We start from the raw sequence: 23,406 nt of genomic DNA on the forward strand, positions 1-23,406 counted from the left end.
GCCAATTGAGTATCGCGAAAGCAAAAACGGGGCAAGATGATCATCACCCTGCCCCGTCTTTTATTCAGTTATGCGTTCCTGAAATCAGGACTCGTAGTTATCGGCGACAAAGCGATCAAGCAGACGCACACCAAAGCCGGTGCCACCTTTTGGCACGACTTCCTTGTCAGACGTCGACCAGGCCATGGCGGCGATATCAAGATGCGCCCACGGGCGATCCTTGGTGATAAAGCGTTTGAGGAACTGAGCGGCGGTGATCGAACCGGCCGGGCGACCGCCGACGTTTTTCATGTCAGCAATGTCGGATTTAAGCTGCTTGTCATAGGCCGGCGACAGCGGCAGACGCCAGACGCCTTCATCCACCGAAAGACCCGCCGTGGTGATCTGGGTCGCCAGATCATCATTGTTGGAAAACAGACCAGCATTTTCATGACCAAGGGCGATGATGACAGCGCCCGTCAGGGTCGCAAGGTCAACAATCAGACGCGGATCGTATTTTTCCTGCACATAGGTCAGCGCATCACACAGAACCAGACGGCCTTCGGCGTCGGTATTGATGACTTCGATCGTCTGACCGGACATCGAGGTCACAACATCGCCCGGTCGCTGTGCGGTCGAGGACGGCATGTTTTCAACAAGGCCAAGCACCGCAACCACGTTGCATTTCGCCTTACGACCGGCGAGTGCCTTCATCAGGCCGGAAACCACACCGGCACCGCCCATATCCCACTTCATGTCTTCCATGCCGGCAGCCGGTTTGATCGAAATACCGCCGGTATCAAAGGTCACACCCTTGCCCACGAAGGCAATCGGTGCGTCCTTTTTCTTGCCACCGTTCCAGCGCATCACGACCATGGCCGGTTTGCGGGCCGAACCCATTGCAACACCCAAAAGCGCGCCCATGCCAAGCTTCTTCATTTCCTTTTCGTCAAGGACGTCAATCTCGACCCCGAGTTTTTCAAGGGCTGAGACTTCCTTGGCGAAGCTTTCCGGATAAAGAATATTGGCCGGTTCAGACACCAGATCGCGGGTGAAGAACACGCCTTCGACGACCTTTTTGGCACTTTCAAACTGTTTCTTGGCGTCCTTGTGATCGCGGGTGGCGATATCGAACGCCTTCAGGACCGGCTTGTCTTCCTTGGTCTCGGTCGTGCGGTATTTATCGAAACGATAATCGCGCAGCATCGCACCGGTTGCGAAATCACAGGCGAGGTTTTCCATATCAAACAGAACGGAAAGCTCTTTCTCGCCGGTGGAAAGCGCGCGTGCGGTGACGGAACCACCAAGTTTCTGGGCTGCAATCACGTCAAATTCGGCTTCCTTGCCGATCCCGAAAATGATCACGCGCGACAGATCGACATTGGCCGGTGCAAGGACCTGCAGGCTTTGGCCCGACTTACCCTTGAAGGTCGACGCCTTGATCGCCTTGGTGATCGCACCCCCGGTTGCCTCATCAAGTGCGACGGCACTGGGCATCAGATCGGCACCTTCGGTCGCGAAGGCGATAACGGCACCGGTTTTCGGAATGGCGAGATCGGAAAACGTGATCTTCATGGTGAACAGGACTCCTGTCATGTTTCGGGGCGCGCGGCCCTTATCAAGCAACCGCGCTTCAAAATACTGTTCCTAATCTAGCGCGTTAAACGCGGTTGAAAAGGCTTATCGTTCAAAAAGGTGCGGGATTTCACGCAAAGGCAACACCAACCCGACAAAACGCCCTACCGACGAATTGCGCAACATCAAGGCGCGATCAGGTTTGATCGCTACTATGACGCATTCCAACATTCCGGAGGTATGTCATGGCTGGTCGAACCGCGCCGATTTCGATTACCGAACCACAGAGGGCCACACATCCGTTCTGGACCGGGGCTTTTCGCCCGCTTTTCCTGCTGGCCGGGGTGCTGGCCATCGTGGCTGTTGTCTGGTGGGTGGCGGGCTTTGTGCATGGCATTGCAACACCCAGTCTGGGAACAGGATCATGGTGGCATGCCCATGAAATGATTTTCGGATTTGGCGGGGCGGCCATCGGGGGGTTCTTGCTGACCGCGATTGCCAACTGGACAAGTCGCCCACCGATTTCCGGTGCCATGTTAATGGCGTTAACCACAAGCTGGCTGATCGGGCGGCTGGCGATTGGGTTTGGCGAACATTTGGACCCGGCTTTGACGATTGTCGGGGCGCTGGTTTATTTCATCTTCCTGCTTGCCCTTGGTGTACGCGAACTGGTAGCTGCGCGGAATTACCGCAATATGCGGGTTCTGGCCGTCATTTCCATGATCGCGCTGTTTGACGGATTGTTTGTCGCCGCCTGCCTTGATGTCATCGCCCTTGATCCGGCCATGCTGTATCAAACGGCGATTCTCGCGATCATCTTGCTGATCGGCTTGATCGGCGGACGGGTCATCCCCGCCTTTACACGCAACTGGATGCAGCGCGAACAGATCAATGCCCCGATGCCCAGCATGTTTGGCCGATTTGACATGGTGTGTCTGGCCAGCATTGCGCTTGGCATCGTTGCCGTGATCCTTGATCCGGCGGGGATGATTGCCGGTTCTGTGTTGCTGTTTTCCGGGATTGCACATGCCATCCGTTTGATGCGATGGCGCGGCGTGCATAGCTGGCGCGAACCGATCGTGATCATGCTGCATCTTGGCTATTTCTGGGTGCCTGCCGGGCTTGTCCTGCTTGGTGTTGCGATCCTTTGGCCTGATGTTATGAGCAGCCGCGATGCCCTGCATGCGCTTACCGGCGGGGCGATGAGTTGCATGATCATTGCCATTGCCGGGCGGGCCGCCCTTGGTCATACCGGGCGTGAAGTGCGCGCAGGTTGGGCCTTGAACAGTGCGTTTGGGCTTATCTGGGTTTCGACCGTATTGCGTGTCATGGTTGGTTTTGCCGGATCGGGCTATGTCACTATTCTGGCAATTGCGACCCTGATGTGGATTGGCGGGTGGCTGGCGTTTTTGATGGGTTATGCGCCAGTGTTGCTGGGACCGAGCCAAAAGAAAACGCGCGGCATTCCGGTGCGGTAAAGCAAGGCGACCTAGCCAAAATCAAACAGTGAAAGCGACGGGTTGGATTTGATGTATTCGACTTCGTCGTTTTCGATATCGCCGGTGGAGTGCCAGCCGTGGCTTTCATAAAAGCCGTGCGCGCGGTTTTCCGGATTGGCCCCGGTGGTAAGCGAGATGTCATTACATCCCTTGGCAAACAGCCAGTCTTCGGCGGTGCGCAGCAATGCCGCCCCCACCCCGCGGCCTTCAAATTCCGGATCGACAAACAGCGCCCACAGTGTTGCTTCCTTGGGGATGGCAATGGCGAAGCCCGCGGCAGAGCCATCGAGATCGGCAAGCCAGATGCCGTATCCCTGTTCCAACCATTTGCCAAAGGCGGCCTTGGTGATGCCGCGTTCGGCCAGTTCGGAGGCGGAAAGGTGGTTTTCACGCACGCGGCTTCGGATGGCAAAAATTGCCCCTACATCGCCCAAACGGGCTTTGCGAATTTTCATCCCGGCCACTGCGTGTGCTTTCTTTCCAACCACGTCAAACTGTGCGGCAATTTAGCGATGTGACGCCGTAGTGCCAGTAAAAAATGCCAGCCAAAACGATCACCCCGCATACTTATTGGCCGAGATAATCCGCATCCGTCACGGGCTCCAACCAATCGACCGGGGAGCCATTGAGCTTTTCCTGAATAGCGATATGGGTCATCGCGGTTTCGGGACCGGCCCCGTGCCAGTGTTTTTCACCCGGTTCAAACCAGACGATATCGCCGGGACGGATTTCCTCAATCGGGCCGCCTGCGCGCTGCGCACGGCCAAATCCGGCGGTGACGATAATGGTCTGGCCCAGCGGATGGGTATGCCATGTGGTGCGTGCGCCCGGCTCGAACGTCACATTGGCGGCGGCCACACGGGCAGGATCAGTCGCACTGATGATCGGTTCGATGCGAACCTGTCCGGTGAAATATTCCGGGGATCCGACCGTTGAGGCCTGCGATCCGGCGCGTTTGATTTCCATGACGTTCTCCCTGTGGAATTATGGCTGAAGTCTTGTTGGCTCTGACTGCTTAGTTGCCGGCCATCAAGCGGACCGGTTGGCGTTTGGGGCCCCATGCTCCGGGTTTGGCCTGAAACACACCGGCACAATGTGTACCACAGCTTTTGCAAGCCCCCTGCGCATCAAGGTTCCAGTCAGAAAGCTGATACCAGTCACGGCCAATCAGGATGTCCCCGCAGCCGTGGCAAAAGGTGCTGCTGTGGGTTTTGTCATGAACATTGCCGACATAGGCATAACGAATGCCGTTTTCCATGGCGATCTTGCGCGCACGCACCAGTGTTTCCGGCGGGGTGCGGGGCGTATCCATCATTTTCCAGTCGGGATGAAAGGCCGAAAAATGCATCGGCACATCGGGGCCAAGTTCATCATGCACCCATGACGTCATTTCGTGAAATTCCGCGTCGCCATCATTCTCGCCCGGGATGACAAGGTTGGTCAGTTCCATCCAGACCCCGGTTTCGTGGCGCAGATATGTAAGCGTTTCCAGAACGTCACCCAGATGCGCCGAGCATAGCTGATGATAAAAGCGATCCGTAAACCCCTTCAGATCGACATTGGCGGCATCCATGTGGCGGAAGAACTCCTCGCGCGCCTTGTCGCCAATGTAACCCGCGGTAACCGCCACGGTGCGCAAGCCCATTTCGCGGCAGGCAATGGCGACATCGACGGCATATTCAAGGAAGATCACCGGATCATTATAGGTAAATGCCACCGCCGAGCAGCCATGCGCCTTGGCGGTTTTGGCGATCATTTCAGGGGTGGCGAGCGAGGAAAGCTTGTCCATCTCGCGCGCTTTGGAGATTTCGTAATTCTGGCAGAACTTGCAGGTCAGATTACAGCCCGCCGTGCCAAACGACAGGATCGGGGTGCCGGGCAAAAAGTGATTGAGCGGCTTTTTCTCGATCGGATCAATGCAAAAGCCCGAGGATCGACCCCACGTCGTCAACACCATCTGATCGCCTTGCCGGGCCCGGACAAAACACAAGCCCCGCTGCCCGTCCTTTAACTTGCAAAAGCGCGGGCAGACATCGCACTGAATGCGGCCATCATCGAGATGGTGCCAGTAACGTCCGGGCACGGTGTCGGTGTTGATTGCGGGATCAGTCATCAGCTTTTTCCCAATGCAAAGCTTCCTCTTTGAAAATCTAGTCCTGATCGCTATCTTTTTCAAAAGATAGCAGAGAAAGCTCCTGATGCGATGACCATATAACTTCGGACCAAAACATTGGATATTTTAGGAAGTTTCCTTTCCGGCGACCCGAAAAAAGTTTGGTTGGCCAGTAACGCGATTAGGGAGTTACGTGACGAAGATGAGCTCCGTAAAATTTCAGAACACTTGAAAAAGATAAGAAAAGAGACAAAACACGTTTTCAAAGATGGTGGCCCTGGTTTGTTATCCAATTCTTACCACCTGAATTTCGCGCTGGAGAAATTAAGATTCATCAAAGAAGCTGCCGGTTGCCAATGCGAACTTTATCCTAACAACATGTTTTTCAACCCGAATAAAGAAGCTGACAAAGGCTTTGTTGTTATCACTGATAAACTAGAAGACGCCCAAAATTGGACCGCGGACTATAAATGCGAATGTACAAGCTGCGGCAATAAGTTCCACGTCCATCAGGGTGAGTATCACTATACGTGGTACGATTGGACCAACTTGAATCCGCGTGTTCGACATACCTCGGAAACATTGCTTCAAAAGGTTTTTAAGTACGTCAAAGGAAGGCTATGACCATCATCCGCCCGCCTGCTGTTGCCGGGACGTTTTATCCGGCCGATGCCGACATCTTGCGCAGCGAGATTGACGGGCTGATGGATGCGGCCTTGCATTCGGATGCTGTGTCGGGGGATGCGTCGCCCAAGGCGATCATTGTGCCGCATGCGGGATTGATGTTTTCCGGTGCGATTGCGGCCCTTGCCTTTGCCACGGTGCGGGCGCTGAAGGATACCATCCAACGCATTGTGATCATTGGCCCGGCGCATCGTATGGCGTTTCAGGGGATTGCATTGGCGCGTGCTGATCAGTTTGCGACGCCACTTGGCAATATGCGCTGCGACCTTCCGGCACTGCAAAAAGCACTGGCGTTGCCGCATGTTCAGATGCTGGATGACGCCCACACACTTGAGCACGGGCTTGAGATCGAATTGCCGTTTATCCAGCGCCTGTTTGGCGAGGGTGCTGACATCGGCATTGTGCCGCTTCTGGTCAGCCGGTGCAGCCCGCGGCAGGTGCATGAGGTGATCGAGAAGCTTTGGGGCGGGCCGGAAACCCTGATCGTGATTTCATCGGATCTGTCGCATTTCCATGATTATGACACCGCCCAACGCATGGACAACCGCACCCGGACGATGATCGAGAATTTCGATGCCGAGAACATTGATACCAGCGATGCCTGTGGCGCGTTGCCCGTCGCCGGGATGCTGATTGCCGCACGCAATCGGGGTATGCGGATCAAGACGCTTGGCATGCGCAATTCCGGCGATGTAACGGGCGATAAGTCGCGCGTTGTCGGCTATGGTGCATGGGCGGTTTATGACGCGAAGGCTAAGAATATGCAGGGCGACGGCGAGGATGACTTTACCAAGGCGACCGAACATCTGATCAAGACGCATGGGGCGGAGATGCTGGGCCTGTGTCGGCGATCGATCCTGCATGGGATCGAGACCGGGGCACCGTTGCAGGTTTCGCCAAATGAGTTTGGCCCGGCACTTGCGGCACCGGGGGCCTGTTTTGTCACGCTTAAGAAAGCCGGACAGTTGCGGGGCTGCATCGGGTCGATCATGGCCCATGCGCCGCTGGCAACCGATCTGTGCGAGAATGCGTTCAAGGCAGCGTTTCGCGATCCGCGCTTTGCCGGGCTCGGCCGCGATGAGATCAATGATGATCTGGAGCTCTCGATTTCTGTCCTGTCGCCACCAACACCGTTCCCGTTTGACAGCGAGGCCGATTTGATCGGCAAACTGACACCGTTCGAGGACGGGATTATTTTGTCTGATGGCAATCGGCGGGGCTTGTTCCTGCCGCAAGTTTGGGATCAGTTGCCCGATCCGAGAGACTTTCTGGCACAGCTTAAGCGCAAGGCGGGACTTCCGATGGATCACTGGTCACCCAATATGCGGGCCGAGCGGTTTATCACGCGCGGGATATCGTCACGCCATATCCAGGCAAGCGGGTTCTGGTTCGCCCGCTGAGAGGTCTTTGACCGCCAGGGAAAAGCGGAATTTTGATTTTGCCACCGCGCCAAGGCGTTCATAAAACCGGATGGCCCCCGTGTTCCAATCGGGTGTTTGCCATTCCATCCAGCCAAGGTCACGATCGGCGGCATAGCGCGCAGCAGCCTTCATCAGCAGGCCCCCGATCCCGTCCCCGCGGCACGTTGGCGCCAGATACAAACAATCCATATGCAGATAGTTCGCGGCGTTCCATGTCGAGAACTCGCGCGCGGCAGACAGATAGCCGATCATGTCCCCCGCCCGATCGGCAACGAGGATGAGGGCCCGCGCAGCATCACCAAAGATATGTTTTGGCAATGCGGAGCGGAGATTTTCCCGGTCAACGGTCGCACGTTCATAGGCCGCATGATCGGCGATCAGATTGATCAGCGCATCCAGATCGCCGGGCTGAACCGGCCTTATGACAGTGTCGTGTGGCACGCAGTTTTACCTTTTCGTCCATCGGCAAAATGGAAATACCCCGCCGGACGCGATCACCGGCGGGGCATCATCATCAATCCTTGCCGGTCACAAGGCTGAAGCCTTCATCGATCCAGCCAGTGATGCCGCCGATCATCAGTTTGACCGGAAGACCAAGAGCCGAAAGACGACAGGCCGCCTTGTTAGCACCATTGCAATGCGGACCGGCGCAATAGACAACAAAGGTCTTGCCGGTCGGGTATTCTGCCATGCGGCGTTCGGTCATCTTGCCATGCGGCAGGTTCAATGCACCTTCGATATGGCCGCTTTCATAAAGGGCCGGCGAGCGCACATCGAGAAGAATGAAATCATCCGCACCCGCCTGAAGCGATGCGTGGGTATCCCAGCAATCGGTTTCAAACGCCAACATGGCGTCGAAATGCGCACGCGCAATGTGGGACGGGGCAGGCGGGACTTCGTTAATGTAGCTGGTCATGTTCGATCTCCATCAAATTGATGACGCCGATATTAGGCCTTGCCCGATTTTGCAAAAGTGACCAAAATGCCATTATTCAGTAATTTTTCGCCAAAGTGACGACGGATGCCCCAAAGCCCCCAACATGCCGGTACCCAGCCACACGAACCCAATCATCATGTGCCCAATCATCATGTGGTGGTTCTGGCCTATGACGGGCTTTGCACTTTTGAGTTCGGCATCGCGCTTGAGATCTTTTCCCTGCCGCGGCCGGAATTTGATTTCCCGTGGTATCGGTGCTCCGTTGCCGGGGTTGATCCGCATATTCGTGCCATGGGGGGCTTTTCTGTCGCGGTTGATGCCGGGATGGAGCTTTTGGATGAGGCGGACACCATCATCATTCCGGGCTGGCGCGGGGCGGATGCGGAGCCCGAACCGGCATTGCGCGATGCCATTTTAAAGGCACATGCGCGCGGATGCCGGATCGTCACGATCTGTTCGGGCGTGTTTGTTCTGGCCCATGCCGGGATATTACAAAATGGCCGGGCCACGACGCACTGGTGTTATATCGATAAATTCCGCGCGATGTTCCCGAAGACCGAAATTGTCGATGATGTGCTTTATGTTGATCACGACAACATCATTACGTCTGCTGGCAGCAGTGCGGGGATTGATGCCTGCCTGCATGTGATCCGCTCCGACCATGGCGCGCAGGTAACCAATACAGTGGCCAGACGGCTTGTCATGCCGCCGCATCGCGATGGCGGACAGGCGCAATATGTCGAGGCCCCTATTCAGGAACGCCCCGGCAAATCGATTGCGGCGGTTTTGGATTGGGCGCGGGAGAACCTTGATCAGCCAATTGAAATCAATGACCTTTCACGGCAATCGGGTTTGAGCCAGCGCACTTTCCTGCGCCGGTTCCGAGATGGCACCGGCCTGTCGCCACTAAAATGGTTGCGCCGGGAACGCATCATCCGATCGATGAAACTGCTTGAGGAAACCGACCTTGCGCTGGTCGACATTGCCGAGCAATGCGGGTTTCAATCGCTTGAGACATTTCGCATTGCCTTTCGCGATATCGCCGGAACGCCACCTGCGAGCTATCGCAACCGTTTCAAGCTGCGACAATCGGCTTGATCGCAACATCATAAAAAGAAGGGTCGCTGCCCCGCCTGAAACGTAAAGCAGGCCTTGCAATGGATCACACGTCCCCACATATGCGCGCCAAGCGGTTTGTCCCGTGTGGGGCTTTATCGAAGAATATCCGCCCGCACGGCTTTTGGAACCAACAGGATTAAAGATGATGGCAAGCAGCACACAGATTGACACGCGCTACGCCGACTTCATTCACGAAGTCGCCGAATGGGAAGGCGTTTGGGCGCTTTATCATAATGGCTGGTTGCTGCAAACAACCGCAACCGGCGAGAAATACTGCCCGATCTTTGCCACCCGCGATGAAGCCAAAAGCTTTGCCGCCAGCATCCAGAGCGACCATGTACCAAGTGCGATTACGCTGGTTGAACTGACCGAAAGCGTGATGATGCAATGGCGCGCCGAAGAGGTCATGGCCGGCATCTGCCCGACCCCGGCCAAACCGGCCATCGTCGTCACCCTTGACCAGCTCAGCGATGATATCATGGCAGCCCTTAAGGACGTCATGGACGAACGGTTTGGCACGCAAAGCTGAAAACACGTGCGCGTTACAAGGCCGGACTGGACGTTACGGGCAAAATTCCCTATTCCCGTGGGATAGTTGATTTTATCCCTTGAAACGAGATTGCCATGACCGTTGCCCTGCCCGCCAATGCCGATGCCCTTGAAAACGGACTGATTGAAATTGCCCGCAAGGCCGGGGCGGCGATGATGGCAATCTATCAGACCGATTTCGAAGTCCGGTCCAAGGATGATGCCAGCCCGGTGACCGAGGCCGATGAAGCAGCAGAGGCCGTGATCCTGCCGGGTCTTCGCGCGCTTACTCCCGATATCAAAATCGTGTCCGAGGAAAGTGCTGCCAAGGGCGATGTGCCCGATGTGAACGCGGAGACCGATTTCTTCTGGCTGGTTGATCCGCTGGACGGCACCAAGGAATTCATCAAGCGCAATGGCGAATTCACGGTCAATGTGGCCCTGATTGCCAAAGGAAAGCCGGTTCTGGGCGTGGTCTATGCCCCGGCAATCGACAAGCTTTATTATGGCGGGCCGGATGGTGCGAAACTGATCGAAGGCGACGTTGCCCCCAAAATCACCGCGATTTCGGTGCGCGAGATGCCCGAGGACGGCGTTGTCGTTGTCGGATCGCGGTCACACGGCGATCCCGAGGCGATGAAAGCCTTTCTGGGGGATCTTGCCGTCAAGGAACTGCGTCCGGCGGGAAGCTCGCTCAAGCTTTGTCTGGTCGCGGCCGGTGAAGCCGATCTTTATCCCCGCCTTGGCCCGACCATGGAATGGGACATCGGGGCGGGTCATGCCGTTCTGGCGGCGGCAGGCGGCGTGGTTGAAAATATGGACGGATCAGGATTCGTTTATGGCAAGGCCGATTTCCGCAACCCGTTCTTTATTGCGCGCAGCCCATCGGTGCCGGTCAAATACGAGAACTGATCCTTCGCAAAGCGGGATCAAAAGCGAATTACAAAGCCGCATCAAAAGCTTGCCGATCCCGCGCTGCAACACCAATCAGACCGGCATTTTTCGGGAAAGCTTGAAACTGCTCCACCCCGCAGTTTTCTTGACTTTCAGGACGTTTTGCGCTATCCATTCCTTATCGCCACACAGAGTGTAGGTGACGTAAATAGCCGCCGGAATCACGGCGACGCGGTCCGATTTCACCACCGCGGGGCGAAACCGGGCTAGAGCGTAAATTGGAGCCGCCATTTTCATGGCGGCTCTGCGCTTTTTGGGCATCTCAATTTAAGCATGCAGCCTAGTTTTCCCAGACCGGGTACTCAATTGACAATCAAAGGTTGATTAGATCATACTTATTGAACGCATTTGAGCGTTGCAAGTACCGTTGTAAACGGGGAACTATGATGCCGCCTAATCCTGATCCCGCAGAGTTAAAAGAAGTCCATCAACCGATTTGGCAAGCCCTGCTGAGTGTTGCGCTGGGAATTGCAATTTTGATAGGTAGCATTGTTGCCTATTGGCAAAACATGTTCCCCTACACAGCATTCGTTTTCATGCTTTCTTCGGGGATCGGACTGATATTTGCTGGTCTTGGTTTTCAGATGAGCGGCAAGATCAAGAGCATCAATGTGGCGGGCGGCGCGGGAACAGGCATCCTTATTGCTATGCTGTGGTTTCAGATAAGTCCGCCAGATAGCCAAGGCGAAAACTCTGTCCACGGATATCTTCAGGGAAAATTCCCTGAAAAAATCAACGCAATTAGCTTAGAAAGCCTTGGTAGCAGCAAAATCCTTGGCGCTTGGATTCTTGTTAATCAAACCTATCAGTTCCGGATCAGTGAAGCCGAACTGAAAGGAAACTGCGTTGCACTAACAACATTCTACTCCAAGGATAATAAGCAGTTAAGTACAGCGACCTATATTGCAGGCGAATTGTTCCAAGAAGCGTTGCTCAGAAACAGAAATAATAGCTCCGCCAAGCACGAAGAAGTATTCCTCACCATTCAGTTCCAGGAAGATGATCCTGCTTTGGCCTATATCTTCAAACAAGGTATAGATGAGCCGATCAATTATCGGCAATGCGGCATGTTATCGGACGCAACTGATCCGCAGGCCTTAGAGCAGCAGCATTTTGTAGGTACCAGTTCGAGCTGGGTAATTTCATCTGCGTTGGCGCAAACCAAAACGCCTTCGACACTACTAGCAACGCCCCAAACAAAAACCACTGACGAAAATCTTGCCGCGTTGCTTTCTTCAAATTCAGCGATCCAGCGCGAAGCTATCTTCGCACTTGCTGACCAAGGCTCTCCATCAGTTGCCGCAATGAAGAGCGCAAAGGAAACTCTGTTCTCTGAGTTGGATGAAACCGAATTTTATAGTCACCTTACGAATTTGATTTTTGAAATACTCAACCGCGGCAGCGGCTCCCAGGCGGAGCTCAGAAACGAGCTTAGTGCATATGACTACGACAAGATTGCGGACGTGATGCTCTTGGATAACCGCAACACTGCAATCAATGCAGAACTCATACTGTCCCAACTGCAAGATCAACGGATTGTCGAGACACTTACGCAAAAAGGCGATGAACTGCGCAGTTCAGATTATGATGCCGTTGTTCGTGAGCAACGCGTATTGCTTGACCAACCGATCCCAGAGATGAAGCCGGACGAGCCGAAATCCGTCTCGCCCACCCAATCCGGTTGGGTCTATCTTGGTACCAATTTTGGTTCCCGCTGGGGAGAGATGACATTTGACAGCCAGGACAAAACAAGCATTCCTCAAACGGGCGACACCCTTAAAGCGGCGATGAACATCAATCTGCGTTCAGACCGGATCCGCTTTTCCTTCACCAGCGGATGGAAGAACGCACCTGCTATTGGCCTTGTCAAAGCCAGCGAAGAATTCAAAATCGAGAAAATCGAGGTAGTTTCTGGCGGTTACTACTGGGCGCAGATCGAAAAAGTCCAAAACTAATATCAGATGCAGAGCACCTCAAATCAGAGACCAGCATGCAATCCCAGCTATCGAACTATTCTGCAATCTTCCTTGTCATGGCACTGCATCATCGCTAGGTATTTGAGTAGCTTGTATTTTCAGAGTTTGTTGCATGTCGCCAGCCCTTACCATCCGTCCCTATTCCGAAGGTGCCCTTAGTCAGGCAGCAGCGAAGCTGCGCGCCGGCGAGCTGGTGGCCTTTCCGACCGAGACTGTATATGGGCTTGGGGCGGACGCAACCAATGCCGATGCGGTGGCGGGGATTTATGCCGCCAAAAAACGGCCAAGCTTTAATCCGCTGATCAGCCATTTTCCCGACCGCGATGCGGCGGCCAAGCATGCGGTGTTTGATGCGCGGGCCGATAAGCTGGCCGCGGCATTTTGGCCGGGTGCGTTGACGCTGGTTTTGCCGCGCCAAGCCGATAGTGATGTCTGTGATCTGGTCACAGCAGGCCTTCCCAGCATTGCCGTGCGGGTTCCGGCCCATCCGATGGCGCGTGAATTGTTGCGTGCGGTGGGTCGCCCGGTCGCGGCCCCGTCCGCCAACCGGTCTGGCAAGATCAGCCCGACCACCGCCGCCCATGTTGCGCAGTCGCTGGGTAATGCGATTGGCATGATCCTCGATGGTGGGCCGTGCGGTGTCGGGCTTGAAAGCACGGTAATTGACCTGACCACGGATCGGGTGGTGATGCTTCGCCCCGGCGGTGTGACCGCCGATCAGGTTTCAGAACTGCTGGGTACGGATGTTGTCATGGCGGAAAGCGATGATACCGCACCCAAAAGCCCCGGCATGATGACCAGCCATTATGCGCCAGGTCTTCCCGTGCGGCTTGACGCCACCACCGCCGATCCGGCGAAATATGGCCATGAGGTCCTGCTTGGTTTTGGCGATTGCAATACCAAGGGATTTGATGCGGTGCTTTGGCTCTCGAAATCGGGCAATGATATCGAGGCCGCCGCCAATCTGTTTGCCAAGCTGCATGAAGCCGATCAGAGCCACTTTGCCGGGATTGCGATTGCACCGATCCCGGATCACGGCCTGGGCATTGCGATCAATGACCGCCTGAAACGCGCGAGCGCCCCGCGTGCGCCGCATGATGCCACGTAAAGGAACAGCGCCATGTCGTTCCTGCCAGAAGCTGCGATTGACCAATTAAAGGACCTGCTGGGCCCCAAAGGTTTCAGCATGGAAAGCGACGTTCTGGCCGCCCACAACACAGAGGCACGCGGCAAGTTTGAAGGCCATGCCGAAATCATCCTGTTTCCGGCCAGTACCGAGGAAGTCGCCAAGGCAGTTGCCATTTGTGCCGCACATGACATCGCGATTGTCCCGCAAGGCGGCAATACCGGGCGCTGCGGCGGTGCGGTTGCCGATAGCAAACAGGTTCTGATCAACCTCAAACGCATGAACCGCGTCATCGAGATTGACGGGCGTGATTTTACCGCAACTGTCGAGGCCGGTGCGATCCTGCAAAACATTCAGGAAGCCGCCGAAAAGCAGGATTTGCTTTTCCCGCTGTCGCTGGGCGCCGAGGGGACATGCCAGATTGGCGGCAACCTTGCGACCAATGCCGGTGGCTTGAACGTTATTCGCTATGGCAATGCGCGCGATCTTTGTCTTGGGCTTGAGGTCGTGTTGCCCGATGGCACGGTATGGAACGGGCTATCGAAGCTTCGCAAGGACAATACCGGTTATGACCTGCGCGATCTGTTTATCGGTGCGGAAGGCACGCTTGGCATTATCACCAAGGCGACGCTAAAACTTTTTGCCCAGCCAAAACACATCGCCACCGCCTGGATTGCCGTGCCGTCGCCGGAATGTGCGATTGATCTTCTCGCACTTGCGCGCCGCCATACCGGCGATGCGATTGCGGCGTTTGAGTTGATCAGCAGTTTTGCCCATGATCTGTCGGTGACCTATTTGAAGGGCCTGACACGCCCGCTTGCGACCAAGACGAACTGGCATGTCTTGATCGAGCTGACATCGTCGCGCCCGAAGGATGATCTGGAAACAGTTCTAGTCGATCTGTTGGCGCAGGCGGTTGAGATCGGGCTTGCGACCGATGCCACCCTTGCCCAGTCCGAAGCCCAGCGCAAAAACCTGTGGGCGATCCGCGAAGGCATCCCCGAGGCACAAGGCTATGAAGGCGGATCGATCAAGCATGATGTATCGGTACCGGTTTCAAAGGTTGCCGAGCTTTTGAAACGCGGCATGGCGAGTGCGGATGCACTGATACCCGGCATTCGCCCCTGCCCGTTTGGCCATGTCGGCGATGGCAACATCCATTTCAACTTTACCCAGCCCGCCACCATGGACAAGCAAGCCTATCTTGGGCAGTGGGAAAGCCTGAACAGTGTCATTCACGACATTGTTGCCGAGCTTGGCGGATCGATCAGTGCCGAACACGGCATCGGGCAGCTTAAACGCGATAAGCTGGCGCATTATGCCAGTGTGGAAAAACTGAAATTGCTGCACGCCATCAAGGCGGCAATTGATCCAGATGGCAGGCTTAATCCGGGCAAGGTTGTATAATCGCCACGGTCGCCGCCGCCTTAAAGATGGAAGACCGCCCCATGTTCTCTGTCGAGACCTATGGCCCGCTTGATCACGCAAAACCGATTGCCGAGAATGTCTGGATCTTTGATGGTCCGGTGATCGGGTTTCAGTATGCCGGGCTTAAGTTGCCCTTCCCGACCCGCATGACAATCATCCGCCTTCAAAGCGGTAAACTGTTTGTCCATTCGCCGATCCGGCTCAATGAAACGCTTAAGGCCGAGGTCGATGCGCTGGGCGCGGTTGCCTATCTGATTGCGCCCAACACCATCCATTACGCCGGTGTCCCCGATTGGCAAAAGGCCTATCCGGATGCAAAGGCGTTCTGTGCACCCGGTGTGACCAAACGCGCCAAGTCGGTCGGGATTGCGGTCAATTTTGATGCGGAGCTTGCCGATACGCCAGAACAAGAATGGGCCGATGAGATTGAGCAAGTTCTGGTGCGCGGCAGTTATTTGAACGAGGCGGTGTTTTTCCATCCCACGTCCAAAACCCTGATCCTGACCGACCTGATCGAAAATTTCGAAGCGCCTAAAATCAAAAGCCCGATCTGGCGGTTTATGGTCAGGCTGTTTGGCTCCATGGACCCGCATGGCAGCACGCCACGTGACATGCGCCTGACCTTTGCCGGATACAAGGACAGCGTGCGTAAGGCGGTCCTGACCATGATTGACTGGAAACCGGACTATGTCGTTCTGGCGCATGGGCGGTGTTACGACACCAATGCCGTGGCGGAGCTTGAGCGGGCCTTTTCCTGGGTGTTGAAATAGTAAAAATGCAAGGGCGCCCCGGTCGGGACGCCCTTTAACGTAAGTTGTCGGCAAGGATTACTCGGCCGGGCCTGCCCACGGGGTCATGGCATTGAGTTTGTCCTGGCGGCGTTCATCGCCCGACTTGCCCCAGTCGCCACCGAAGGCTGCTTCTTCCCATGAGCCGTAGCTCGGGTTCGGGAGCATGAACCAGCGTTCGCCCCAGTAATTACCGTATTTTTCCATGACTTCGAGACGTTCAGCAATCGAGCCATCGATTTCGTCGGTGAAGTCACCGAAATTGTCCCCAAACTGCATGATCACACGGTAGTCTTCAGCGACAGCCGCCCGGCGCGGGGTTTTGTTCGAGCCCCATTCTTCGACTTCGCCACGCAGCATGACATGCTTTTCATCAGCGTACGGGAAGCCATATTTCTTGAGGTTTTCGATGGTGGGTTCTTCTTCCGGGGCCTTGCGGTTCGAGACATAGAAGACTTCAACACCGCGTGCAGCGGCCGCCTTGGTGAATTCCAGCGCGCCCGGGGTCGGGGTGGAAATCATGTCATGCACAAACGCCGCCCAGGTTTTGGAGCTGTAATGGGTTTTGTCGGTAACAACCCATGCCTGATAGGCGGAGTTATCCAGAACGGTTTCATCAACGTCCAGAATGACTGCCGGCGGCTTGGTCATATAGTTGCCGTCCTGCTCAAGCGCAGCGGTCCAGCTGTGATCGCCAATGGCGGCATCAAGCAAACGGGTCGCGCCAGCATAGACCGACATGGCGGTCGTTTTGTATTCGACCGAGGTTTGCAACCACAGTGTGCCGTTCAGGCCGTCATTCTGTTCCGGCTCGGCCTGTGCGCCGAATGCGCAAAGCGCACTGGTCGCAACAATGGCAGCAACGCCAAATGATTTTGCGATAAAGGTCATGTGTAGTCTCCCTGTTGATTTCCCGACGCATTGCGTCTGACCATGCAGTCAGGATTTCATAACCATGCCACCGCAGTGCGATAAAGAAAAAGCCTTTTTCCCGAATCAATTGGAAAAAGGCTTTTGCAATCGGTTTAACAAAGCCGCCAACGCCTTGGAGCACGCTCTGTTTCAGGCGGTTGGGCGCTTTTCAAACGTGGCAAACCCGTCTTCGAGTGCTGGTTCTTCATGGATGCGATCAACGCGCGCATGGGTCGGGCCATCGTGGCAGGCGGTGATCATGGATTGCACCACCTTGGCCGGGCCACAAAACACCGCCTCGACCGAGCCATCATTGCGATTGCGCACCCAGCCGGTCAGATCGCGTTTGCGGGCTTCTTCGACGGTCCAGGCGCGATACCACACACCCTGCACCCGGCCTTCGATCCGGGCATGGACGGCGATGTTGCCATCCCCCGTTGACGGGTCGGGGCTTGTATCGGTCATGATCGGGCCTCCTCCCTTGTCGATGGTTTTATCCGCGGCTTATTTCGCGCCGGGGATCTTGGCATGCAGATGGGCGGTGTCCTGAAACTTCTGTTTCTGTTCATCCGACGCTGGCGCCTGATGGTTATCCTTCCAGGCGTCATAGGTCATGCCATAGACGACTTCGCGCGCCCCATCATAATCCATCGCGACACCGCGTTCGCGGGCAGCAGCCAGATACCATTTGGCGAGGCAATTGCGGCAGAACCCGGCAAGGTTCATCAGATCGATATTCTGAACATCCTTGCGATCTTGAAGGTGCATCACAAGGCCACGAAAGGCAGCGGCTTCGAGTTCGAGCTTGGTTTGCGGATCAAGATCGGCCGCCGGGCCGTTGGCCAAGACGGCCTCGGTGGACATTTCAGAACCGGCGCAATCAGACATGTTCCATACTCCCGCTGGTCTTTTCGTTTTCGAGTTTTTCGATAATTCCGGGCACATGGGCAATGCTTTCAGCCGTGATGACCTTGTCATTGTCAATCTCGGTCTGATCGACCATTTCATGGACCCAGGTGATTTCATATGGAATGTGGATCGCGGTCGCGCCACACGCAAGGACCGGCAGAATATCGGATTTCATTGAATTGCCGATCATGATCGCCTCTTCGGGATCGACGCCATAGCGGCCAAAGATGTTGCGATAGGTCAGCGGGTCTTTCTCCGAGACGATCTCGATCCCGTCAAACAGGTCCTCGAACCCGGAGCGATCAATCTTGAGCTGCTGGGCGATCAGATCGCCCTTGGTAATCAGGACCACCTTGTAATTCGGGTGCTTGGCATATTGCTTGAGCACTTCCTCGGCCCCGTCAATGATCCGGGTGGGCGCGCGCAGCATGGATTTGCCGGTTTCGGCCAGTTTGTGGATATCCTCGGCGCTGATTTTGCGATCAGACAATTCGATCGCGGTTTCAATCATCGACAGGGTAAAGCCCGTCACGCCATAGCCATAGATGGAAAGGTTGGCCAACTCGGCCTGATAGAGACGATCATCAACCTGTTCGGGATCAACATAATGTCCCAGCATTTCGCGAAGCTGCACATGGGCTTGGCGGAAAAGTGGCTCGTTGTGCCACAGGGTATCGTCGCCATCAAAAGCAATCAGCTTGTACATTCTTAAGCCTCGTTTCTTGTTATTGGATGGCCGCAGGCACGTTCAATGCGTTGGCAGTCAACCTCGATGTTCACAGGGTATTACGGCCTCAATTCACGACCATATGGCAGTGCAAACGCCCCGTAAAGCCCCGTTATCTGTATTTAATATGCGTGAAACGGATCGGAAAGGCCTTGAAAACACAAGTGTTTGAACAGGTTATAGAAAAGGCGCTGCCGGGATAACCGGACAGCGCCATATTTGGAGCATTCAACTTCTGATCTAGGCTTCAACAATCTCGCCTACGCCAAGCGGATTGGAGAATTTAGCGTGTTTGGACCAACCTTCGCCTCTCCATCCTCACTTAGGTTCACAACCCTTAACAAACTCAACAGTCCAGGCCAGCGAGCCATTTCACCACCACCTCGAGGCTCTTCTTCGTGTTTCCAAGCTTTCGGATGACACCAAAAATGCACTGCATGGATACCGCTCTCCATTGCAATGTTGAGTGCGTTCTGCACAACCTCAAGGTATTCTTCTTCAGTAACTTCTGCTGAGACAGGTACTCTAGGCATTACAAACGTCAAACTCGCTTGCAAGTCAGCACCTTGATTCTTGCATGCATCAAGATCACCCTCCAAGAACCAACCTTTGATCGTGCCATCTCTAGTACCTGGCACAAGCAGCCGCTGCTTTGCTTCTATCTCCACAGTTCGTTGTCCCCGTTTTTGACAGATGTACAGATCACAACGGCCGTCGTTCTCTTCTTCCCCCACGTACTTCTTCGTCACATACTCTTCCATCGAAATCAAACCTGACTGCCAGCAGGCTGCTTGAAGGAAAGAAATGGTGGCACGTTCATTGAAATAATGAGGGAGCTCCTTCCACTTGAAGGCTTTCCCATACTGTTCTAGGTTTTTTGAAAACTGCTCAAAAGCGGGTTTCAAAAAACTCAATTCGCTTGAAAAACGCGATACCTGCCGCACAAATTCCCCCCTAAATAGAAATGCCGCGACACATTTAAAACATGTCGCGACACTAATGTCCCGTATTTATGAGGGGATGCTTATTCGTCTTTTTCGAACTCGATGATGATGGCATCGACCGAGAGGTTAGCGCCCTGCTCGGCGTGGATCTTTTTGACGACACCCTTGCTTTCGCACTTCAGGACGTTTTCCATCTTCATGGCTTCAAGAATGCAGAGCTCCTCGCCTGGCTGGACGGTCTGGCCTTCCTCGACCGAGACCTTGACCAGCAAGCCCGGCATTGGCGAGAGCAGGAAGTTTGACATATCCGGCGGGGCCTTGAACGGCATCAGTTTTTGCAGCTCTGCCACGCGTGGCAGCATCACCTTGAAGTGGCGCTGAATGCCGTTAGCGGCGAGTTTGTACCCCACCCCTTCGATATCGATCTGCACACAGACCGGGGCACCATCGATTTCGCCAACGAACAGCGGATCGCCGATCTTCCAGTCCGAGACCACGCCATAGCTGCGATCACCGATGGCGACAATGTAATCGCCGTTAACACCATCGAACTCGATATCGAACGGGGTATGGTCATCCCCGCAAACCGCGACCCAGCTTTCGGCGATTTCAAGCGGATGGTCACTGACCTGACCGGTGATGCCGGCATTGCGTTCGGCGTGGCGTTGATTGATGTAGGCCGCGACCACGATCAGGGTAGCCGGATCATCGTTGGGCAGATCATCGGCCGAGAAACCATCCGGGTATTCTTCGGCGATGAAGTTGGTGGTGATGTTGCCATCCTGGAAGCGTTTGTTGGCCATCACAGCGGCCAGGAACGGGATATTGTGCGAAATGCCACGAATGTAATAGGCATCAAGCGCGCGACGCATTTCGCCAATCGCCTGATCGCGGTTTTCACCATAGGTGATCAGTTTCGCGACCATCGGGTCATAGAACATCGAAATCTCGCCGCCTTCATAGACGCCGGTATCTACACGTACGGTGTCGGATTCCGCAGGCGGCTGATAACGCACCAAGCGCCCCGTGGACGGCAGGAATTCGCGGAAGGGATCCTCGGCATAGACGCGGGTTTCCATGGCCCAGCCGGTCAGTTTGACGTCATCCTGCTTAAGCGTCAGCTTTTCGCCATCGGCGATCTTGATCATCCATTCGACAAGGTCCTGACCGGTGACAAGTTCGGTCACCGGATGTTCGACCTGAAGCCGGGTGTTCATTTCAAGGAAGTAGAAGTTCTTGTCCTTATCGACGATGAATTCGACCGTCCCTGCCGAGCAGTAATCCACCGCACGTGCCAGTGCCACAGCCTGTTCGCCCATGGCTTTTCGGGTCGCGGGATCTATAAAGGGTGACGGGGCTTCTTCGACGACCTTCTGGTGGCGGCGCTGGATGGAGCATTCGCGTTCACCAAGATAGATCGCATTGCCGTGCTTGTCGGCCAGCACCTGAATTTCAATATGGCGCGGTTCTTCGACGAATTTTTCGACAAAGACGCGGTCATCGCCAAAGGAGCTTGCGGCCTCTGACGTTGCACGTTCGAAGCCTTCGCGGCATTCGGCATCGTTGCGCGCAATACGCATGCCCTTGCCGCCACCGCCAGCGGATGCCTTGAGCATTACCGGGTAGCCGATATCATTCGCGATCTTGATCGCCTCGGCGGTATCCTTGATCACCCCCATATAGCCCGGCACGGTCGAAACACCGGCGTCAGCCGCGATTTTCTTAGACGTGATCTTGTCGCCCATGGCGGCAATCGCACCATTCGGCGGGCCGATAAAGGCAATACCGGCGGCATCAAGCGCCTTGGCGAAAGCCTGGTTTTCCGAGAGGAAGCCATAACCGGGATGGACGGCCTCGGCGCCTGTGGATTTGCAGGCCTCGATGATGTTTTCGATGATCAGATAGGACTGATTGGACGGTGCCGGACCAATACGAACGGCCTCGTCGGCCATCTGGACATGAAGGGCGGCCTTGTCGGCATCGGAATAGACCGCAACGGTTTTGATGCCCATTTTGCGGGCTGATTTGATCACACGGCAGGCGATTTCACCGCGGTTGGCAATCAGGATCTTGCTGAACATTTTTCTGTCTCCCAATTTGTCTTACAGCGGAATGTTGCCGTGTTTCTTTTCAGGGTTCTTGGTGTCCTTGTTGCGCAGCATGCCAAGCGCCTTGCAAACGCGACGGCGTGTGCCATGCGGCATGATGACATCATCAATGAACCCCTTGCGGCCCGCGACAAACGGGTTGGCGAATTTTTCGCGGTATTCCTCGGTGCGGGCTTCGATCTTTGCCGGATTGTCCATATCCGCACGGAAGATGATTTCCACCGCCCCTTTTGGCCCCATCACCGCAATTTCGGCGGTCGGCCAGGCATAGTTGACGTCACCGCGCAGATGTTTTGATGACATCACGTCATAAGCGCCGCCGTAAGCCTTACGGGTAATGACGGTGACCTTGGGCACGGTCGCCTCGGCATAGGCATAAAGCAGTTTCGCACCATGTTTGATGATGCCGCCATATTCCTGTGCGGTGCCCGGCATGAAGCCCGGCACATCAACGAAGGTGACAATCGGAATGTTATAGGCATCGCAGAAGCGCACGAAGCGTGCGGCCTTTTTGGAACTGTCGATATCAAGGCAACCGGCCAGAACCATCGGCTGGTTGGCGACGACACCGACCGTGCGGCCATCCATGCGCGCCATGCCGATAATGATGTTTTTGGCGTAGTCGGCCTGAATTTCAAAGAAGTCGCCCTCATCGACGATCTTGGTGATCAGTTCCTTCATGTCATAGGGCATGTTGGGGTTTTCTGGCACCAGGGTATCGAGCGAGAAGTCATCGCGATTGATCGGATCTTCGCAGAGGCGTGCGGGCGGGTCTTCCTTGTTGCACAGTGGCAGGAAGTCCATGAAACGCCGGGTCTGAAGCAGCAGGTCGACATCATTGTCAAAGGCCAGATCAGCAACACCCGACACACTGGTGTGGGTCGATGCCCCGCCCAGCTGTTCGTGGGTGACTTCTTCGTGGGTGACGGTTTTGACCACATCCGGACCGGTCACGAACATATAGGAGCTGTCCTTGACCATGAAGATGAAGTCGGTCATGGCCGGGCTGTAAACCGCCCCACCGGCACACGGCCCCATGATCAGGGAAATTTGCGGGATGACACCGGATGCCTCGACATTGCGCTGGAAGACATCGGCGTAACCCGCCAGGCTTTCAACACCTTCCTGAATACGCGCGCCGCCCGAATCATTAAGCCCGATCACCGGTGCGCCGACCTTCATCGCCTGATCCATGATCTTGGCGATCTTGCGCGCATGCGCACCCGAAAGTGCGCCGCCGAAAACGGTGAAATCTTGAGAGAATACAAAGACCAGACGGCCGTTGATCGTGCCATGCCCGGTGACAACACCGTCGCCGGGAATGCGGTTTTCGGTCATGCCGAAATCGACGCAATCATGTTCGACAAACATGTCCCATTCTTCGAAGGAGCCTTCGTCAAGCAGTACATCAAGGCGTTCACGCGCGGTGAGCTTGCCCTTGGCATGCTGATTATCAATGCGGCGCTGGCCGCCGCCCATGGCAGCTTCGGCGCGCTTCGCTTCGAGTTTGGCGACAATATCCTGCATGTTGCGTTTTCCTTGCTGTGATCGGCCTTCTGGCACTTTTCGGCCCGGTATGCGCGTCTGGAGAATGAAATAGCATTATTCGGTACTGGAATGCCAATTATTTTTACTGTTCTGACAGAGCTCCAGAATAATCCCTAAACGCCTGATTTCCC

The 23,406-nt window shown here is 55.3% G+C and carries 24 protein-coding genes; 10 read left to right on the forward strand and 14 right to left on the reverse strand.

The annotated features are described in order from the left end of the window. Positions 1-84 precede the first annotated feature (84 nt). Positions 85-1,554, reverse strand: coding sequence for a leucyl aminopeptidase (locus IT893_RS11960; protein ID WP_197145308.1), 1,470 nt, complete (start codon positions 1,552-1,554; stop codon positions 85-87). A 245-nt stretch (positions 1,555-1,799) separates the two neighbouring features. Here IT893_RS11960 and IT893_RS11965 point away from each other — a divergent pair, with 245 nt between their 5' ends. After that, positions 1,800-3,032 carry an NnrS family protein gene (locus tag IT893_RS11965; RefSeq protein WP_197145309.1) on the forward strand — a complete coding sequence of 411 codons (1,233 nt, stop codon included), beginning with the start codon at positions 1,800-1,802 and terminating at the stop codon, positions 3,030-3,032. Positions 3,033-3,043: 11 nt separating this feature from the next. Here the strand turns inward: IT893_RS11965 and IT893_RS11970 are convergent, their stop codons facing one another. The 3 genes from IT893_RS11970 to amrS form a co-directional block, all read right to left on the reverse strand. After that, complete coding sequence (locus IT893_RS11970) at positions 3,044-3,508, reverse strand: GNAT family N-acetyltransferase (protein WP_197145310.1); 465 nt, start codon at positions 3,506-3,508, stop codon at positions 3,044-3,046. 112 nt (positions 3,509-3,620) lie between these two features. Beyond that, the gene (locus tag IT893_RS11975; protein ID WP_197145311.1) at positions 3,621-4,019 is read right to left on the reverse strand and encodes a cupin domain-containing protein; all 399 of its coding nucleotides are present in this window, start codon (positions 4,017-4,019) and stop codon (positions 3,621-3,623) included. A 49-nt stretch (positions 4,020-4,068) separates the two neighbouring features. Beyond that, a complete protein-coding gene (gene amrS / locus IT893_RS11980) occupies positions 4,069-5,166 on the reverse strand; it encodes an AmmeMemoRadiSam system radical SAM enzyme (protein ID WP_197145312.1) in 1,098 nt (365 codons plus the stop codon). A gap of 117 nt (positions 5,167-5,283) precedes the next feature. Here amrS and IT893_RS11985 point away from each other — a divergent pair, with 117 nt between their 5' ends. Beyond that, the gene (locus IT893_RS11985) at positions 5,284-5,790 is read left to right on the forward strand and encodes a hypothetical protein (protein ID WP_197145313.1); all 507 of its coding nucleotides are present in this window, start codon (positions 5,284-5,286) and stop codon (positions 5,788-5,790) included. After that, the gene (gene amrB / locus IT893_RS11990) at positions 5,787-7,250 is read left to right on the forward strand and encodes an AmmeMemoRadiSam system protein B (protein WP_197145314.1); all 1,464 of its coding nucleotides are present in this window, start codon (positions 5,787-5,789) and stop codon (positions 7,248-7,250) included. The genes IT893_RS11985 and amrB overlap by 4 nt, the downstream gene beginning before the upstream one ends. Here amrB and IT893_RS11995 read toward each other — a convergent pair. Beyond that, the gene (locus tag IT893_RS11995; RefSeq protein WP_197145315.1) at positions 7,209-7,712 is read right to left on the reverse strand and encodes a GNAT family N-acetyltransferase; all 504 of its coding nucleotides are present in this window, start codon (positions 7,710-7,712) and stop codon (positions 7,209-7,211) included. The genes amrB and IT893_RS11995 overlap by 42 nt on opposite strands. 73 nt (positions 7,713-7,785) lie before the next feature. Next, positions 7,786-8,187 (reverse strand): rhodanese-like domain-containing protein, encoded by a 402-nt coding sequence (locus tag IT893_RS12000; protein WP_197145316.1) that lies wholly within the window; start codon positions 8,185-8,187, stop codon positions 7,786-7,788. A gap of 105 nt (positions 8,188-8,292) precedes the next feature. Between IT893_RS12000 and ftrA the strand changes: the two genes are divergently transcribed. From ftrA to cysQ, 3 genes are all read left to right on the forward strand, one after another. Next, positions 8,293-9,306, forward strand: a complete 1,014-nt coding sequence (gene ftrA, locus IT893_RS12005; RefSeq protein WP_197145317.1) for a transcriptional regulator FtrA — start codon at positions 8,293-8,295, stop codon at positions 9,304-9,306. A 163-nt stretch (positions 9,307-9,469) separates the two neighbouring features. Beyond that, the gene (locus IT893_RS12010; protein WP_197145318.1) at positions 9,470-9,856 is read left to right on the forward strand and encodes a DUF2750 domain-containing protein; all 387 of its coding nucleotides are present in this window, start codon (positions 9,470-9,472) and stop codon (positions 9,854-9,856) included. A gap of 95 nt (positions 9,857-9,951) precedes the next feature. Continuing rightward, positions 9,952-10,767, forward strand: a complete 816-nt coding sequence (gene cysQ, locus IT893_RS12015; protein WP_197145319.1) for a 3'(2'),5'-bisphosphate nucleotidase CysQ — start codon at positions 9,952-9,954, stop codon at positions 10,765-10,767. 28 nt (positions 10,768-10,795) lie between these two features. Here the strand turns inward: cysQ and IT893_RS20240 are convergent, their stop codons facing one another. Then, entirely contained in the window at positions 10,796-10,924 is a 129-nt protein-coding gene (locus IT893_RS20240) for a hypothetical protein (RefSeq protein ID WP_256430626.1), read from the reverse strand. Positions 10,925-11,192: 268 nt separating this feature from the next. Between IT893_RS20240 and IT893_RS12020 the strand changes: the two genes are divergently transcribed. The 4 genes from IT893_RS12020 to IT893_RS12035 all read left to right on the forward strand — a co-directional run bounded on the left by IT893_RS12020 (position 11,193) and on the right by IT893_RS12035 (position 16,109). Continuing rightward, positions 11,193-12,764, forward strand: a complete 1,572-nt coding sequence (locus IT893_RS12020) for a hypothetical protein (RefSeq protein WP_197145320.1) — start codon at positions 11,193-11,195, stop codon at positions 12,762-12,764. Positions 12,765-12,897: 133 nt separating this feature from the next. After that, positions 12,898-13,893, forward strand: a complete 996-nt coding sequence (locus IT893_RS12025; RefSeq protein ID WP_197145321.1) for an L-threonylcarbamoyladenylate synthase — start codon at positions 12,898-12,900, stop codon at positions 13,891-13,893. Positions 13,894-13,905: 12 nt separating this feature from the next. Next, entirely contained in the window at positions 13,906-15,318 is a 1,413-nt protein-coding gene (locus tag IT893_RS12030; RefSeq protein ID WP_197145322.1) for an FAD-binding oxidoreductase, read from the forward strand. Positions 15,319-15,359: 41 nt separating this feature from the next. Further along, positions 15,360-16,109, forward strand: coding sequence for a DUF4336 domain-containing protein (locus IT893_RS12035; protein ID WP_197145323.1), 750 nt, complete (start codon positions 15,360-15,362; stop codon positions 16,107-16,109). Positions 16,110-16,166: 57 nt separating this feature from the next. On the opposite strand, the gene IT893_RS12040 is transcribed toward IT893_RS12035, so the two are convergent. The 7 genes from IT893_RS12040 to IT893_RS12070 form a co-directional block, all read right to left on the reverse strand. Beyond that, complete coding sequence (locus IT893_RS12040) at positions 16,167-17,018, reverse strand: 5'-nucleotidase, lipoprotein e(P4) family (protein WP_197145324.1); 852 nt, start codon at positions 17,016-17,018, stop codon at positions 16,167-16,169. Positions 17,019-17,189: 171 nt separating this feature from the next. Beyond that, positions 17,190-17,504, reverse strand: coding sequence for an acylphosphatase (locus IT893_RS12045; protein WP_063087058.1), 315 nt, complete (start codon positions 17,502-17,504; stop codon positions 17,190-17,192). A 39-nt stretch (positions 17,505-17,543) separates the two neighbouring features. After that, positions 17,544-17,927, reverse strand: a complete 384-nt coding sequence (locus tag IT893_RS12050; protein ID WP_008892221.1) for a DUF1244 domain-containing protein — start codon at positions 17,925-17,927, stop codon at positions 17,544-17,546. Continuing rightward, entirely contained in the window at positions 17,920-18,654 is a 735-nt protein-coding gene (locus tag IT893_RS12055) for an HAD family hydrolase (protein ID WP_197145325.1), read from the reverse strand. Before IT893_RS12055 ends, IT893_RS12050 begins: the two co-directional genes overlap by 8 nt. A gap of 281 nt (positions 18,655-18,935) precedes the next feature. Beyond that, on the reverse strand, positions 18,936-19,619 hold the full coding sequence (locus IT893_RS12060; RefSeq protein WP_197145326.1) for a hypothetical protein: 684 nt from the start codon (positions 19,617-19,619) through the stop codon (positions 18,936-18,938). Positions 19,620-19,699: 80 nt separating this feature from the next. Beyond that, positions 19,700-21,700, reverse strand: coding sequence for an acetyl-CoA carboxylase biotin carboxylase subunit (accC, locus tag IT893_RS12065; RefSeq protein ID WP_197145327.1), 2,001 nt, complete (start codon positions 21,698-21,700; stop codon positions 19,700-19,702). 21 nt (positions 21,701-21,721) lie between these two features. Beyond that, complete coding sequence (locus tag IT893_RS12070) at positions 21,722-23,254, reverse strand: acyl-CoA carboxylase subunit beta (protein WP_197145328.1); 1,533 nt, start codon at positions 23,252-23,254, stop codon at positions 21,722-21,724. Positions 23,255-23,406 lie beyond the last annotated feature (152 nt).

This window comes from Thalassospira sp. A40-3 (assembly GCF_015871485.1).
Lineage (GTDB): Bacteria > Pseudomonadota > Alphaproteobacteria > Rhodospirillales > Thalassospiraceae > Thalassospira > Thalassospira tepidiphila.

Bases quoted from the DNA above. Each gene is read 5' to 3' on its own strand.
- IT893_RS11975 (WP_197145311.1), bottom strand. From the start codon at position 4,019: ATGGAAATCAAACGCGCCGGATCGCAGGCCTCAACGGTCGGATCCCCG.
- IT893_RS11970 (WP_197145310.1), bottom strand. From the start codon at position 3,508: ATGAAAATTCGCAAAGCCCGTTTGGGCGATGTAGGGGCAATTTTTGCC.
- IT893_RS12050 (WP_008892221.1), bottom strand. From the start codon at position 17,927: ATGTCTGATTGCGCCGGTTCTGAAATGTCCACCGAGGCCGTCTTGGCC.
- IT893_RS11960 (WP_197145308.1), bottom strand. From the start codon at position 1,554: ATGAAGATCACGTTTTCCGATCTCGCCATTCCGAAAACCGGTGCCGTT.
- IT893_RS12045 (WP_063087058.1), bottom strand. From the start codon at position 17,504: ATGACCGATACAAGCCCCGACCCGTCAACGGGGGATGGCAACATCGCC.
- IT893_RS12055 (WP_197145325.1), bottom strand. From the start codon at position 18,654: ATGTACAAGCTGATTGCTTTTGATGGCGACGATACCCTGTGGCACAAC.
- IT893_RS12010 (WP_197145318.1), top strand. From the start codon at position 9,470: ATGATGGCAAGCAGCACACAGATTGACACGCGCTACGCCGACTTCATT.
- accC (WP_197145327.1), bottom strand. From the start codon at position 21,700: ATGTTCAGCAAGATCCTGATTGCCAACCGCGGTGAAATCGCCTGCCGT.
- IT893_RS12030 (WP_197145322.1), top strand. From the start codon at position 13,906: ATGTCGTTCCTGCCAGAAGCTGCGATTGACCAATTAAAGGACCTGCTG.
- ftrA (WP_197145317.1), top strand. From the start codon at position 8,293: ATGCCCCAAAGCCCCCAACATGCCGGTACCCAGCCACACGAACCCAAT.
- IT893_RS12035 (WP_197145323.1), top strand. From the start codon at position 15,360: ATGTTCTCTGTCGAGACCTATGGCCCGCTTGATCACGCAAAACCGATT.
- IT893_RS12070 (WP_197145328.1), bottom strand. From the start codon at position 23,254: ATGCAGGATATTGTCGCCAAACTCGAAGCGAAGCGCGCCGAAGCTGCC.
- cysQ (WP_197145319.1), top strand. From the start codon at position 9,952: ATGACCGTTGCCCTGCCCGCCAATGCCGATGCCCTTGAAAACGGACTG.
- amrS (WP_197145312.1), bottom strand. From the start codon at position 5,166: ATGACTGATCCCGCAATCAACACCGACACCGTGCCCGGACGTTACTGG.
- IT893_RS12000 (WP_197145316.1), bottom strand. From the start codon at position 8,187: ATGACCAGCTACATTAACGAAGTCCCGCCTGCCCCGTCCCACATTGCG.
- IT893_RS11965 (WP_197145309.1), top strand. From the start codon at position 1,800: ATGGCTGGTCGAACCGCGCCGATTTCGATTACCGAACCACAGAGGGCC.
- IT893_RS12040 (WP_197145324.1), bottom strand. From the start codon at position 17,018: ATGACCTTTATCGCAAAATCATTTGGCGTTGCTGCCATTGTTGCGACC.
- amrB (WP_197145314.1), top strand. From the start codon at position 5,787: ATGACCATCATCCGCCCGCCTGCTGTTGCCGGGACGTTTTATCCGGCC.
- IT893_RS12025 (WP_197145321.1), top strand. From the start codon at position 12,898: ATGTCGCCAGCCCTTACCATCCGTCCCTATTCCGAAGGTGCCCTTAGT.
- IT893_RS20240 (WP_256430626.1), bottom strand. From the start codon at position 10,924: ATGGATAGCGCAAAACGTCCTGAAAGTCAAGAAAACTGCGGGGTGGAG.
- IT893_RS12020 (WP_197145320.1), top strand. From the start codon at position 11,193: ATGATGCCGCCTAATCCTGATCCCGCAGAGTTAAAAGAAGTCCATCAA.